General features: G+C 65.8%; 13 protein-coding genes. 5 read left to right on the top strand and 8 right to left on the bottom strand.

Going from position 1 to position 12437, the window contains the following annotated elements:
- Positions 1-14 precede the first annotated feature (14 nt).
- The 3 genes from AB0313_RS03055 to AB0313_RS03045 are packed head-to-tail and all read right to left on the bottom strand — an operon-like array spanning position 15 to position 2010.
- Positions 15-767 carry an IclR family transcriptional regulator gene (locus AB0313_RS03055; protein ID WP_141946171.1) on the bottom strand — a complete coding sequence of 251 codons (753 nt, stop codon included), beginning with the start codon at positions 765-767 and terminating at the stop codon, positions 15-17.
- A 47-nt stretch (positions 768-814) separates the two neighbouring features.
- The gene (locus tag AB0313_RS03050) at positions 815-1564 is read right to left on the bottom strand and encodes a cyclase family protein (RefSeq protein ID WP_366303486.1); all 750 of its coding nucleotides are present in this window, start codon (positions 1562-1564) and stop codon (positions 815-817) included.
- Positions 1561-2010, bottom strand: a complete 450-nt coding sequence (locus AB0313_RS03045; RefSeq protein ID WP_366303484.1) for a hypothetical protein — start codon at positions 2008-2010, stop codon at positions 1561-1563. Before AB0313_RS03045 ends, AB0313_RS03050 begins: the two co-directional genes overlap by 4 nt.
- Positions 2011-2134: 124 nt before the next feature.
- Between AB0313_RS03045 and mmuM the strand changes: the two genes are divergently transcribed.
- Complete coding sequence (gene mmuM, locus AB0313_RS03040) at positions 2135-3067, top strand: homocysteine S-methyltransferase (RefSeq protein WP_366303482.1); 933 nt, start codon at positions 2135-2137, stop codon at positions 3065-3067.
- A 54-nt stretch (positions 3068-3121) separates the two neighbouring features.
- On the top strand, positions 3122-3472 hold the full coding sequence (locus AB0313_RS03035; RefSeq protein ID WP_366303480.1) for a hypothetical protein: 351 nt from the start codon (positions 3122-3124) through the stop codon (positions 3470-3472).
- Positions 3473-3474: 2 nt separating this feature from the next.
- Here the strand turns inward: AB0313_RS03035 and AB0313_RS03030 are convergent, their stop codons facing one another.
- Positions 3475-4023: a dihydrofolate reductase family protein gene (locus tag AB0313_RS03030; protein ID WP_307307265.1), complete on the bottom strand. Its 549-nt coding sequence runs from the start codon at positions 4021-4023 to the stop codon at positions 3475-3477.
- A gap of 224 nt (positions 4024-4247) precedes the next feature.
- Between AB0313_RS03030 and AB0313_RS03025 the strand changes: the two genes are divergently transcribed.
- Positions 4248-4739, top strand: a complete 492-nt coding sequence (locus tag AB0313_RS03025; protein ID WP_366303478.1) for a hypothetical protein — start codon at positions 4248-4250, stop codon at positions 4737-4739.
- A gap of 27 nt (positions 4740-4766) precedes the next feature.
- On the opposite strand, the gene AB0313_RS03020 is transcribed toward AB0313_RS03025, so the two are convergent.
- On the bottom strand, positions 4767-6938 hold the full coding sequence (locus AB0313_RS03020) for an EAL domain-containing protein (protein ID WP_366303476.1): 2172 nt from the start codon (positions 6936-6938) through the stop codon (positions 4767-4769).
- Positions 6939-7090: 152 nt separating this feature from the next.
- Positions 7091-7360, bottom strand: coding sequence for a GlsB/YeaQ/YmgE family stress response membrane protein (locus AB0313_RS03015; RefSeq protein WP_141161250.1), 270 nt, complete (start codon positions 7358-7360; stop codon positions 7091-7093).
- Positions 7361-7538: 178 nt separating this feature from the next.
- Here AB0313_RS03015 and AB0313_RS03010 point away from each other — a divergent pair, with 178 nt between their 5' ends.
- Positions 7539-8402: an HAD family hydrolase gene (locus AB0313_RS03010; protein WP_366303474.1), complete on the top strand. Its 864-nt coding sequence runs from the start codon at positions 7539-7541 to the stop codon at positions 8400-8402.
- Between the two features lie 35 nt (positions 8403-8437).
- On the opposite strand, the gene AB0313_RS03005 is transcribed toward AB0313_RS03010, so the two are convergent.
- Together AB0313_RS03005 and AB0313_RS03000 are read right to left on the bottom strand one after the other, a co-directional pair.
- Positions 8438-9811 (bottom strand): UDP-glucose/GDP-mannose dehydrogenase family protein, encoded by a 1374-nt coding sequence (locus AB0313_RS03005; protein ID WP_366303472.1) that lies wholly within the window; start codon positions 9809-9811, stop codon positions 8438-8440.
- Positions 9808-10965, bottom strand: coding sequence for a glycosyltransferase family 1 protein (locus AB0313_RS03000; RefSeq protein ID WP_366303470.1), 1158 nt, complete (start codon positions 10963-10965; stop codon positions 9808-9810). Before AB0313_RS03000 ends, AB0313_RS03005 begins: the two co-directional genes overlap by 4 nt.
- 259 nt (positions 10966-11224) lie before the next feature.
- On the opposite strand from AB0313_RS03000, the gene AB0313_RS02995 reads away from it, so the two are divergent.
- Positions 11225-12082 carry a PRC and DUF2382 domain-containing protein gene (locus AB0313_RS02995; RefSeq protein ID WP_366303468.1) on the top strand — a complete coding sequence of 286 codons (858 nt, stop codon included), beginning with the start codon at positions 11225-11227 and terminating at the stop codon, positions 12080-12082.
- The last annotated feature ends 355 nt before the right edge of the window (positions 12083-12437 follow it).

Raw genomic sequence — 12437 nt, 5'->3', positions numbered from 1 at the left:
GCGGGCGCCTTCTGCTAGTTGTTCGCGGCGGGGCAGCCCAGCATGGCTTCAAGCCACTTCCCGCGCGCCACCAAGGCGCGGGCATGGTGATCAGTCAGCGGTTCAAGCCGGCTCTTCAGGCCGACAACCTGCAGCGCAGCCACTACTTCGCCTCTGAAGTCCCGGACGGGAACAGCCAGCGAATAGAGGCCCGGTTCCGCTTCCTCGTCGACGATTGAGTAGCCGCGCGTCCGGGCGGCGTCCAGTCGCGACAGGAAATCCTCTACGTCGGTGGGCGTGTTCGGGCCGTGCCGCTGAAAAGGGACTTTGGCGAATACTTTGCGTATCTCCATGTCCGACGCCTCCCAGAACAGGGCCTGCCCGGCGTCGCTGCAGTACGCGGGGTAGGGCCGACCGAGCCAGGAACCCACCATTTTGCTGCTTGCCGGGATGCTTTCGCCCACCGTCACCGTGCTGTCCCCACTGAGGATGCCAAGGAAGCATCCTTCGTCTGTTTCGTCCGAGAGCTGCTCCAGGGCCAGCATTCCGTCGGTGTGCAGGCGGCGCCGCGTCAGCAGGTGCGCATCGGTCAGGAGGCTCCAGTCAAGGGCGAACGTCCGCTGCGGGGTGCGCCGCAGGAACCCTTCCTGCTCTGCTGTCCGCAGGCTGCGGGAAACCTGGCTGCGGTCCCTTCCAAGGTCGGCGGCGATCTCTGCCACAGTGCCGCCGGGGAGGCCCCGTGCATGGCGCTCCCCGGCAGCCAGGACTGCTGAAAGTCCCCGTCCCATGCTTGAAGTCCTCGACATGGTCCGAGTCTAGATGACTGTCCCTTCGGTCAGCAGATGGCAAACGCGCGTGCGGGAAACCCGCTTCCTTCACGTGGTTTGGCCCAGCTTGCAACGATTACCGCGCCTGCTTCCGGAACGCCGCTGAGGTCGGCCAGAAGTTCAATCTGCCAGCGGTCCTGCGCAAGGATGTAGGTCTCAAGGCCGAAGTCTCCCTTGGACGTGGCTGCACCCGGGTCCGTGTCCGTTTGCTCGTGGCCGATGGCTGAAATTGCCCGCTCCTCGATAAGGAAGGAGAGCACTTCCCGGGACCAGCCGGGAGTATGGCTGACCCCGTCCCCATCCCGGTTGGCCATGGCCGCACTGTCCGGCCAGCGCCGGCTCCACCCTGTCCTCAGCGCCACGAAGGAGCCCTCCGGAATTCTCCCGTTACGGTCCTCCCATGCCCGGATATCCGCCAAGGCCGGGGTGGAGTCCGGGTCGGTGTCAACGCGGTGGGTAATGTCGAGGACCACCAGGGGCAGGATCATGTCCTGCACCGGGATTTGATCCAGGGTGCGGCCGCCGCGGATGAAGTGGGACGGGGGATCCACGTGGGTTCCCCATTGGCCGACGATGGAATACCGGTGGGCAGTGAAGCCGTCACCTTTTTCCAGGTCGAAAAGGGTCTCCCGCTGTTCATCCGGAAAGGCAGGAAAATGCGGCTGGCCGGGATGGAAGGCATGGGTGAGGTCGATGAAGGTCTTTCCACTCAGGGCGGACTTCAGCATGGGCCAAAGGCCTGTGGCGGTGTCGATCATGATGCCGCCGCCCCGGAGCGCGCCGTGCTGTTCAGGCCACCGGTAACGGTCAGGGGCCCCGTGACTTCGATGACGGGCAGTTCCCATGGGTGGATGTCCACCAACTCCTGCAGGAACTGTTCCACCACGGCGTTCTCCGTGGCTGCGTCGAAGTAGGTGGTGAAGACAAAGGTGGGTGAAACGGTCTTTTCCCCAACCCTGCCGAGAGTTGGTGCGGCGCCGTCGCCGCAGGTAAACCCTTCCAGCCCGAGCCCCGACTCGAAGACGTGTTTATAGTTCCCAAAGTCGCCAAGGTCCTGGAACTGCTCAACGGTGTTCAGCAGTTCGGCGACGCCCGGATCCAGTTGCAGCGCCGAGGCTTCCCCGGTGGCGATGCGGGTGAAAGTTTCCGCGCTGATGGGCCAGTGCACGCGAAGTTTGCGGACGGTATTCAGCTGCACACTCACGTGCGGTCCTCCTATGGTCACGGGTAGTTGCCTGTCATAGTGGCATACAGTGATATTCATTACAAGCATGCAAAATTGCATATAATGAACATCAAGAACTTACTGTCGATCCCCGGGAGCCACCATGACCCACCGTGAATCCCTGTCCGGTCTCATCGCTCGCCGGGCGGTGCTGGTCTCCGACGGGGCCCTTGCCACGGAGCTGGAAGCCCGCGGCTGCGACCTGAACGACTCCCTGTGGTCCGCCAAGGTCCTCCTCGAAAAACCCGCACTGATCCGGCAGGTACACCGGGATTACTTTGCTGCCGGCGCGGACATCGCCACCACGGCCAGCTACCAGGCCACGCCCCAGGGTTTCGCCGCGCGGGGTTTGGGCCGGGAGGAAGCCCTGGGGCTGGTCGCGCTGTCCGCCAGGCTGGCGGATGAGGCAAGGCAGGAGTACCTGGCGGACCATCCGGACGCCGGGCCCCTGCTGGTTGGCGGTTCCGTTGGCCCGTATGGCGCCTATCTCGCAGACGGTTCCGAGTACAGGGGGGACTACGCCCTCACCCCGGGGGAGTTCGAGGACTTCCATGCCCCCCGCATAGCAGCGCTGGTTGATGCCGGGGTGGACTTCCTCGCCTTCGAGACGCTGCCTTCCTTCGCCGAAGCGAAGGCGCTGATGGAGCTCGGCCGGGCATCCGGCGTCGACACCTGGTTCTCCTTTTCACTGCGCGACGGCGGCCACATCAGCGACGGGACACCGCTGGCCAACGTGGCGCAGCTGGTGGACGGACAGGCCCACGTCGCGGCGGTGGGGGTGAACTGCGTGCCGCTTAATCTGGTGGGACCGGCGCTCGCTGTCCTGCGCAGGCACGCGGACAAACCGCTGGTGGCGTATCCCAATTCGGGGGAGAGCTACGACCCAACCACCAAGACGTGGAACGAGGTCCGGACCGCAGCCCCTTCAAGCCTTGCCGGCAGTGCCGGGGAATGGCTGGCACTGGGAGCCCGCATCGTGGGCGGCTGCTGCCGGACCACGCCGCGGGACATCGCGCACTTGGCCGCACATGCATAGCAGCCGGGAACACCGGGCTCTCCATAGGTGTTAAAAGCTATGGAGAAGAGAACGATGGACAGCAGAACTTACACAGCACTTGTAGTACCGGCCGCCAATTCGGAGCCCATCCGCATTGGGCAGGTGGACCCGGATCCCCACGCTCTGGAAGCTCTCGTGGGCGGCCCTCTGGAGTCGGTGATCCGCGGCGACTGGCATGTCTACCTGAACGCGGAAAGCGTCACGATGCTCCTCCCGGTAAACTTCCGCGCCGGGCAGATGATGCATGAATGCGGCCTGGACCTTGACGGGATCCGTGGCACCGCGGTGTTCCTGGGCCGCGGCGAACACGGTGCGGAGGCGGACATCCCCCACCACCTGGCCAGGCTTGCCGGCGAACTGTTCGGCGCACAGCTGGCTGCCTGAGCCTACGCCCGTACCCCGTAAGTGCTCAGGACGTTGCCCTTGCTGGTGGTCTTCTGGTCCTGCAGCACCAGACGGGTCAATGGGTCGCCGTCTTCAAACAAGCGGCGGCCGGTCCCCGCGATGACCGGATGGGTCATCAGCTGCAGCGAGTCCAGCAGGCCGGCGAACAGCAGCTGCCGCACCACCGAGATGCTTCCACACACCGCAATTTCCCCACCCTCGCGCTCCTTCAGGCGCCCTACGAACTCCTCCAACGGCGCATCCATCAACTGTGAATTCCGCCACTCCAGCGGCCCGCTCAGGGTGCGCGAGGCGACGAACTTTTCCACCGGGTTGATGAAGGCTGCAAAGTCCTGGTCTGCGGAGGCGTTCGGCCAGTAGCTTGCCCATTCCTGATAGCTGACACGGCCCAGCACCACGGTGTCCACCGTGTTCATCATCCGCGCAAGCCCCGCGCCGAGTTCGTCGTCGAAGCTGTCGAACTGGAACTTGAACGGTTCGGACACCACTCCGTCCACGGAGTGGAACAGGCCGGCAGTGACGTTGCGCATGGAGCCTCCAAAAGTTTGAGCGGACAGGCCTTACGGTATTAGGCCCGGTGCCATCCGGGAAGGCTTTTGGGCTACCTTTCCGGCCAGTAAGGCGTACGACGGCGGGTGGTCGCGTTAGCTTCATCACTCGCCGTGTTGCCTTGCGCGGTTTCGTCCCGGCGGGGCCCCATACTGGTCTTTGAACGGCTTTATTGCCGTCCCCCCGGCCAGGCAGGAGGAAGTGCATGGAAACCCTGAAAAAAGTCGTGACCAACCAGTATTTCCCTGCCGGCGCCGTACTGACTGGCGTGCTGCTGTTCTGGGCGGTGGGCATGCTGGGCGGACTGTCCCTGCTCAACAACAACCAGCCGCCGCTGACCACCCTCACCTGGCTGCTGTTCGTCTACGCCGCCGCCGTGCTGACCCCCATAGCCGGGTTGCTGGCCGCCGCGGACCTGCTGCGCCGCTGGCGCCGCAACCGTGCTGCCGCACACAGCCCCGCAAGCTCCGCCGTCGAGGCAGCCGCCCCCATCCAGGAAAGCGTCACTGTCCAGGAAGCCAGCACTGTCCAGGGCACCAGTGCCGAACCTGCTGCCACGCCGCCGCGTGATGCGGCGCCGTCGGACTCCGTCACTCACACATCCGGGCAGGGCGGACCTTCTGCGGGTGCTTCCCAGCCCGCATCCCCATCGTCCGCGCCCGCAAAGACGCCGCGGCCTGGCCGCAAGGCAGCCTAGTACCGGACCCCTCTCACGGTCTTCCTGCTACCGCCCCTTCAAGGCGTTGAGCGCCTCTTCGGCGTGGTGGAGGGCGTGGCCAAGCCGTTCGCCAGGCTCCGGCAGCGAAAACAGGTAGCCCTGCAGGGAGTCGCACTCCAGGGCCGCGAGATAGTCCGCCTGCGCCGCCGTCTCGATTCCCTCGGCCGTGACGGTGAGGCCCAGGCTGTGGGCCATGTTGATCATGGAGCTGAGGATGGGCAGGCGCTCGTTGCCGGTCCGGACCATCGACACGAACGTCCTGTCGATTTTGACCGTGTCCACCGGGAGGTCCTGCAGCCGGCCCAGCGAGGAGTAGCCGGTGCCGAAATCGTCCAGCGCTACCCGGGCCCCCGCGTCCCGCAAGGTGCTCAGCTGCTGGATCAGGCTGCAGTCATCGTCGAAGAACACGCTCTCGGTCACCTCAAGGACCAGCTGGTAGGGCGCCACGCCGCTGGCTTCGGCCAGCCGCAGGACGGTGCCGGCGAATTCCGGTTCCTGGAGCTGGACGCCGGAGACGTTCACTGCCAGGGACCGTGAGGGATCCTCGTTGAGCCACCCCGCCAGCTGCACCATCCCGGCGGCCATCACTTCGGTGCCGATCTCGCCGATCAGCCCGGTGCGTTCGGCAAGGGGGATGAAGATCGACGGCGGCACCCGTTCGCCACCGCGGTCCCACCTGGCCAGCGCTTCAAACTGGACCACCTGCCCCATGCGGTGCGAAACGATCGGCTGGAAGTCGACGGTAATTTCGTTGCGGGAGACGGCGAGCTGCAGCCCGCTTTCCATGTGCGTACGCTGCACCAGCGCCTGCATCATGTCCGGATGGAACCGCAGGAAGCGGTTCTTGCCGGCAGCTTTGGCGGCGTACATCGCGATGTCCGCGTGCCGCAGCAGTTCGGAGGGGCCCATGCTGTCCTGGCCGAGCGAGGCCACGCCAAGGCTCAGGCTGGGACGCTGGACCGTGCCGTTGATGGTCACGGGCACGTGCAGGCAGCGGACAATACAGGCCGCGATCGCGTCGGCGTCCGGGCAGGCGGTCAGCAGCACCACGAACTCGTCGCCGCCCAGCCGTGCCACCACGTCTGCAGTGGGGACGCAGCCGCGGAGCCGGCGTGCCACTTCAATCAGCATGTCATCGCCGGCCTGGTGGCCCAGGATGTCATTGACTTCCTTGAAGTCATCCAGGTCCAGTAGCAGGACATCCACCGTCTTCAGCCGCGGTTCCTGCAGAGCCTCCGACAGGGCGTCATTGAAGACAGCCCTGTTGGCGAGTCCGGTCAGGGGGTCCTGGAAGGCCATGGCGCGCAGTTTTTCAGCCTGCACCGCAAGGTCCATCATGGCCCGGTGCGCCTGTTCCTGCGCTCTCCTCCTGGGCGTGACATCGCGGAAGCTCCACACCCTGCCAACGATCCTGGTGCCCACCCGCTGAGGCCGGGAGTAACGCTCGAAGGTACGGCCGTCGTTGAGCTCCACCACGTCGTGGCTTTCGGCTGCTGGATCACCCTGGACTTCGCCCAGCCGGGCCGTGAAGGATTCAGGGTCGGCCACCTGCTCCATGACCAGCCGCAGCGCAGGCTCCTCACTGTCCGCCTCCATGACGTCAGGTGGAAGCCGCCACATGGAGAGGAATTGTTCATTGAAGCCGGCCACGCGGCCGTCGGTGCCTATCACCAGGATGCCGTCCGCAGTTGATTCCAGGGTGGCCGTCAGCAGTGACATGGCCTCACGGAGGTTGGCGTCGGCGGCCTTGCGGTGGGCTGTTCCGCGGGCAGACAGCACCAAGCGGGCACCGGGCGGGTCCGCTTGGGCCGTATGGGAATCCGGCGCCCCGGCCACGCCTGTCCGGGGGAGGAGGGCGGCGGCCACTTCCAGCGGGAACTCGGTTCCGTCCCTCCGCAGCCCCTGAACCTCACGCGGTGGCGGAGAAGCTTCCGGCTGCCTGAGGACCTCCTGCAGCAGTTGGCCAACCTCTTCGCGGAATCCCTCCGCGATCAGGAGCCGGTGGTCCAGGCCGGTAAAGGCATCCCGCTGCAAACCGAAGAGCCTGGCTGCTGCAGCGTTCGCTGCCAGGACGGTGCCGTCAGCGGTCAACGCGAGCAGCGCGTCCGGGCTAGCGTCCAGGACCACCCCAAAACTCTGTAATGCCACATTGTTGCCATGCTCCAGAAAACCGGTCATTGCACCACCCCTTCGCCATCATAAACGGCGATGGCATCAATTGGGCATGAATGCGGAACGGCAAACAGGCCTTGTGGATGCTTAACGTAAAAAGCGCCGTCCTCCCATATGGAGCCCGGCGCTTCTTACTGATGATTTTATTCGTGGAGCGGCTATACCCTGCGGCCGCTGCGGTTCGTGACGGCGCCGTAGATCAGCAGGACGATGATGGAGCCAAGGATTGCCAACAGCCAGGTCCTGAGGTCGAAGAACTCTGCCAGGCCGCCGCCGAAGATCAGCGATCCGATCCAGCCGCCCAGGATGGCCCCGACAACGCCCAGGACCATGGTCACTACCCAGCCGCCGCCTTGGCGCCCCGGCAGGATGGCCTTTGCAATGGCTCCAGCAATCAGGCCCAAAATGAGAAATCCGATAATGCCCATGTTGCCACTCCTTGTCAGTCAGTTGTGCCGGGTCCCCATTTCCGGTTCCATCATTCAATCAGCAGGCTTACTATTCTGCAAGACTTTGAATATCACAGGATGGCTGTCACTTTCCGTCACCAATATGCACTTCGCCCGTATGATGGCAACCTCTGCAGCAAACCCAAGGAGCACAGGAATGCCCAGCCGCACCGCCAGGTCCCGTGCCATCTTCCTTGACATTGACGGGACCTACGCCGACCACGGACTCGCCCCCGAAGCCCACGTGGATGCCGTGCGTACCGCCCGGCGGCTTGGCCACCTCGTCTTTGTCTGCACGGGCCGGCCGCTGGCCATGGTTCCCGGCCACATCCTGGAGGCCGGCTTTGACGGCACTGTCACGGGCGCCGGCGCCCGGGTGGAGGTCCACGGCGAGATCCTCAAAGATGCACGTTTCGAGCCGGAACTGGCAGCGCGCATTGTGGCGGCCCTGGATGCCCACAACGCCGCCTACATCCTGGAAGCCCCGGAGGCCCTGTACGGACGCACCGGGGTGGACCGGCGGCTCAGGGAAGTGCTTGGTCCCATCTTCGCCGGGCGCGCGCAGCATGACGGGATCCTCAGCACGGACGTGGATCCGCTCGAGGACATCCTGGGACCGATGCGGTACAGCGACGACCTGCGGTCAACCTCGTACGCAAAGATCTCCTGCTTCGATTCTCCTGTGCCGCTGGGCCGGGTGATGGACGACTTTGGCCCGGAAGTTGGACTGATCCCCAGTTCACTGTCCGCCCTGGGCGAGCGCGCGGGGGAGATTTTCATGGCGGGCATCCACAAGGCGGTGGGCATCCGAGTGGTGGAAGAACGCCTGGGCCTGGACCGCGCGGACATCGTGGCCATCGGTGACAGCGCCAACGACATCGAAATGCTTGAGTACGCTGGCGTCGGCATCGCGGTGGAAGGCGGCCATCCCGCTGTGCTTGCCGTGGCGGACCGGGTCACCGCCCCGCCAGCCGGCAACGGCGTTGCGGCGGCCTTCGCCGAACTGGGACTCCTGGGGTAGGTCCGGAACCCGTCCCCGCTGCACGGGGCCGGGCGTCAGCGGGCCGCCGCTGCCGTCAGGCCGCCCGAAGTGGCCGCGGTTCCCAGGCCGCGCACCACCCAGCCCTCTTCCTGCCAGGCAGCGGCATCCAGCACATTCCTCGCGTCCAGGACCACCCGCCGCCGCACCAGCTGCCCTGCCGTGGCCGGGCACAGGTGGCGGTACTCGTCCCATTCGGTTAACAGCAGCACCAACTCAGCGTCCTGGAGCGCCTTCTGCGTGGAAGACTCGAAGCGGAGGCCGGGATGGCGCAGCCATGCATTGTTCACGGCCTTGGGGTCGGTGACGGTGACATGGGCCCCGGCGGCGGCCAGCCGGTCCGCGACATCCAGGGCAGGGGAGTCCCGGATGTCGTCGGTGTCGGGTTTGAAGGCCGCGCCCAGGACGGTGACCGCACGCCCGGCCACGGACCCGCCGCACAGTTGCGCCGCCAGGCTGACCGTGCGCACGCGCTGGCCAACGTTCACCGTATCAACAAGGCCCATCCAGTCCTCCACGGCGGATATGCCCAGCGTGGCAGCCTGCGCGCGGAAGCTGCGGATGTCTTTGGGCAGGCAGCCGCCGCCGAAACCAAGCCCTGCGTGGAGGTAGCGGCTGCCGATCCTTGGGTCCAGCCCCATGGCCTCACTGAGTTCTGTGACGTCGGCGCCGGCCGCGTCGCACAGGCCGGCGACTGCATTGATGAAGCTGACCTTGGTGGCGAGGTACGCGTTGGCGGCGGACTTGATGAGCTCTGCCGTGGCGAAGCTGCACACCAGCCGCGGGATGCCGGCGGCGAGCAGCGGTCCATAAACCGCATCCAGCGCAGCCGTCACCCCCAGCGCTGCGCCGGTGGCCGGGTGGAAGGCTGCGGCCCGGCCGCCTTCCACGCCATACACCAGCCGGTCCGGCACCAGCGAGTCCTTCACCGCGGTGCCCTGCCGCAGGAATTCAGGGTTCCAGCCGAGCAGCACGTCCGGCCGGGTGGCCAGTTCGCCGCGGAGCATTTCCACGGTGCCTACTGGCACCGTTGATTTACCGACGACGACGGCGCCCGCGGCCAGGTGCGGAAGCAGCGCTTGGGTGGCGGAGACCAGGTAGGTGAGGTCTGCGGCGTCGGAAGTCTTTCCCTGCGGGGTCCCCACGCACAGGAAATGTACCTGCGCGTCCCTGGCGTCCGCAGGGTTGGTGGAGAACCGCAGCCTGCCGCTGGCCCTGCCGTCCCGGAGGAGTTCGTCAAGGCCGGGCTCGTGGAAGGGCGCTACGCCCCCTGCAAGGTGCTGCACCTTGCCGGGGTCCACGTCGACTCCAACCACTGTGTGGCCCATGGAGGCCAGCGTTGCAGCGTGGACAGCGCCCAGGTAGCCGCAGCCGATCACGGAAATTTTCACAGCTGTGCCCCCTTGCGGCTGGTTGGGCCGGCCACCGCGGGAACGGCCGCGACGGCGTCCTGGTAGTGCTGGACCAGGTCAGCGCAGAGCGCCGGCCATGTCCTGCCCTGCACTGAGGCGTGCGCTGCCGCCGCGAATGCCCGGCGCTTGGCGTCGTCACCCACCAGGTCCTGGACGCGGGAACGCATTGCGGACAAGTCCCCGGGCTCGTAGAGCCATCCGGTCCGCGAATTTTCCACCAGGTCGAGGGGGCCGCCGCGCCCCGTGGCCACTACCGGCACCCCTGATGCCATGGCCTCCTGGATGGTCTGGCAGAAGGTTTCGAACTCGCCGGGATGGACGAACAAATCGAAGGACGCCATGGCCCGGGCCAGGTCGTCGCCGCCGAGGAACCCGGTGAACAGGGCGCCCGGGAGTGCGTCCCTGAGGATCGCGTGCTGCGGCCCATCGCCGACAACCACCAGCTTTGTGTTGGGGATGCCGGTGAGGGCGGCAAGGTCCTCCACCTGCTTTTCTACGGCGAGCCTGCCCACGTAGCCGATGATCCGCTCACCGTTGGGGGCCACCGTGGCCCGCCAGCCGGCGTCGCGCTTTTCCGGCGAGAACCGCGCCGTGTCCACGCCCCGGCGCCACATCCGCACCCTGGGTATGCCCCTGCCGCGCAACTGGTTCAGCGCGAACGTTGAGGGCACCAGCGTGCGCGTGGCCAGCAGATGGATGTTCTCCACCCGCGTCCATGCCCAGTTTTCCAGGAAGGGCACCCCGTACCGTGCAGCGTAGCTGGGAACCTCGGTTTGGTAGACCGCTACTGTGGGAATGCCCAGCTGGTCCGCAGCCTGGGCGGCCCGCCAGCCCAGGACGAACGGCGAGGCAAGATGCACCACGTCAGGTGCGTACTCGGCAAGGATTCGCTTGACCCGGTACACACCTCCCAGTGCCACCCGCACGTTCGTGTAGCCGGCCAGCGGAACGGCCGGAAGCCTGTGAACCTCCGCTCCCTTCACCTGGGCGGCCGCCTCGCCGTCATGGGCCGAAGGGGCGATGACAAGCACCTCGTCGCCGCGCTCCTGGAGGTGGTCCAGGACCCGCAGGATGGAATGGGTGACGCCGTTCATCAACGGCAAAAAAGATTCTGCAACGATTGCGATCCTCACCCCTCAACCGTGGGCGCTTTCCCTGAAATGGCGGGGGAGGAAGCGTTACCCGGAGGAAAAGGCCGGATGAACAACTGCTCACTCTCCCCAAAGAAAATTACTAAGTAGGCTTGGCATTTGATGCTAAGCATGCTTACGGTAGTGGGGCAGTCAGCGCAGAGCCTCAAGCAGCCGGGGCGGAGGCCGGATGTCGGGAGATTGCCCCGGTCCGGAATATCCACTGCTGGCCCCCAGTGCAAAGACAATCCAAGGAGACGTCATGCTTAACAGGGAAAACCTTGAAAACCTGCTCACCAAGGGCGGCAACGTTGTCGGTTCCGACGGCACCAAGATCGGTTCGATTGGACAGCTGTACGCAGACGATGACACGGGTGAGCCCACATGGGTCACCGTCAAGACGGGCCTTTTCGGCACCTCTGAATCCTTCGTCCCCGTCGAGGGCGCCCACAACCAGGGCGAGGACCTGGTGGTTCCGTTCTCCAAGGAACATGTCAAGGACGCTCCCCGCGTGGATGCGGACGGCCACCTCAGCCCTGAGGAAGAGGACCGGCTGTACACGTACTACGACCGTGGCGCACGCACCTACAGTGAAGCCCAGTCCGGCACTGCCGGCGACGTGGACCTTCAGGGCGACGCCGACCTGAACGCGGGGACGCCTACTGCCGGTATTGGTGCAGGACGCGATACCTACGACCGCGACACCGAGGCCCGCGGGGCAGTGGGGCACGATACGTCCGGCCCCACGACGGACGATGCCATGACGCGCTCCGAGGAGCAGCTGCACGTTGGCACGGAGCGCGAAGCCACCGGCCGGGCGCGCCTGCGGAAGTATGTCACCACGGAGAATGTCACCAAGACCATTCCCGTGGAACGTGAAGAAGTCCGGATCGAGCGCGAACCGATCACGGACGCCAACCGCGGCTCGGCCCTCGACGGGCCCGCCATCAGCGAGGAAGAGCATGAGGTGGTCCTGCACGAGGAGCGCCCCGTGGTGGAGAAGGAGGCCGTTCCGGTGGAGCGGGTCCGGCTGGACAAGAACGTTGTCCGGGACGACGTCACGGTCAACGAGGACGTCCGCAAGGAAAACATCGAAACGGACGGCGACACCCGCCGCTGATCCGGCAGGGATTCACCCCCGCCGGCGGGCAGGCTGACTGGATCAGCACCCCCGACACGGTGAACGGCGCCGGGAGCCTACTTGGAGGCTCCCGGCGCCGTCGCGTTTAAAGACGCTGGTGCAGCCGCGCTGGAAGCGGCGGCTGCACCAGCCAGTAGGACGAATATCTTCAGAACTTACGGTTCATCTCTCATTCGCGGCTCCTGTTTTCCCGGCTTACGGCAATCCGGGCCTTCGCTGGCGCCGGGCGGCCGGCGGCCAGCGGAAATCGCGGTACCCCCTCGGCGGGGCGGCGGGTGTTGGCTTCTACCAATTTTACGGCCGGCCCCAGGAAAAAGCGCCGACGGGCCGGGCG

Source organism: Pseudarthrobacter sp. NPDC080039 (assembly GCF_040702335.1).
Classification (GTDB): domain Bacteria; phylum Actinomycetota; class Actinomycetes; order Actinomycetales; family Micrococcaceae; genus Arthrobacter; species Arthrobacter enclensis_A.
Note: the sequence above shows the minus strand (reverse complement) of the source record. Positions and strands in the feature narration are given on the sequence as shown.

Coding starts and splice junctions, on each gene's coding strand:
- AB0313_RS03015 (WP_141161250.1), bottom strand. CDS start 7,360: ATGGGCATTATCGGATTTCTCATTTTGGGCCTGATTGCTGGAGCCATT.
- AB0313_RS03025 (WP_366303478.1), top strand. CDS start 4,248: ATGGAAACCCTGAAAAAAGTCGTGACCAACCAGTATTTCCCTGCCGGC.
- mmuM (WP_366303482.1), top strand. CDS start 2,135: ATGACCCACCGTGAATCCCTGTCCGGTCTCATCGCTCGCCGGGCGGTG.
- AB0313_RS03010 (WP_366303474.1), top strand. CDS start 7,539: ATGCCCAGCCGCACCGCCAGGTCCCGTGCCATCTTCCTTGACATTGAC.
- AB0313_RS03030 (WP_307307265.1), bottom strand. CDS start 4,023: ATGCGCAACGTCACTGCCGGCCTGTTCCACTCCGTGGACGGAGTGGTG.
- AB0313_RS03020 (WP_366303476.1), bottom strand. CDS start 6,938: ATGACCGGTTTTCTGGAGCATGGCAACAATGTGGCATTACAGAGTTTT.
- AB0313_RS03050 (WP_366303486.1), bottom strand. CDS start 1,564: ATGATCGACACCGCCACAGGCCTTTGGCCCATGCTGAAGTCCGCCCTG.
- AB0313_RS03035 (WP_366303480.1), top strand. CDS start 3,122: ATGGACAGCAGAACTTACACAGCACTTGTAGTACCGGCCGCCAATTCG.
- AB0313_RS02995 (WP_366303468.1), top strand. CDS start 11,225: ATGCTTAACAGGGAAAACCTTGAAAACCTGCTCACCAAGGGCGGCAAC.
- AB0313_RS03055 (WP_141946171.1), bottom strand. CDS start 767: ATGGGACGGGGACTTTCAGCAGTCCTGGCTGCCGGGGAGCGCCATGCA.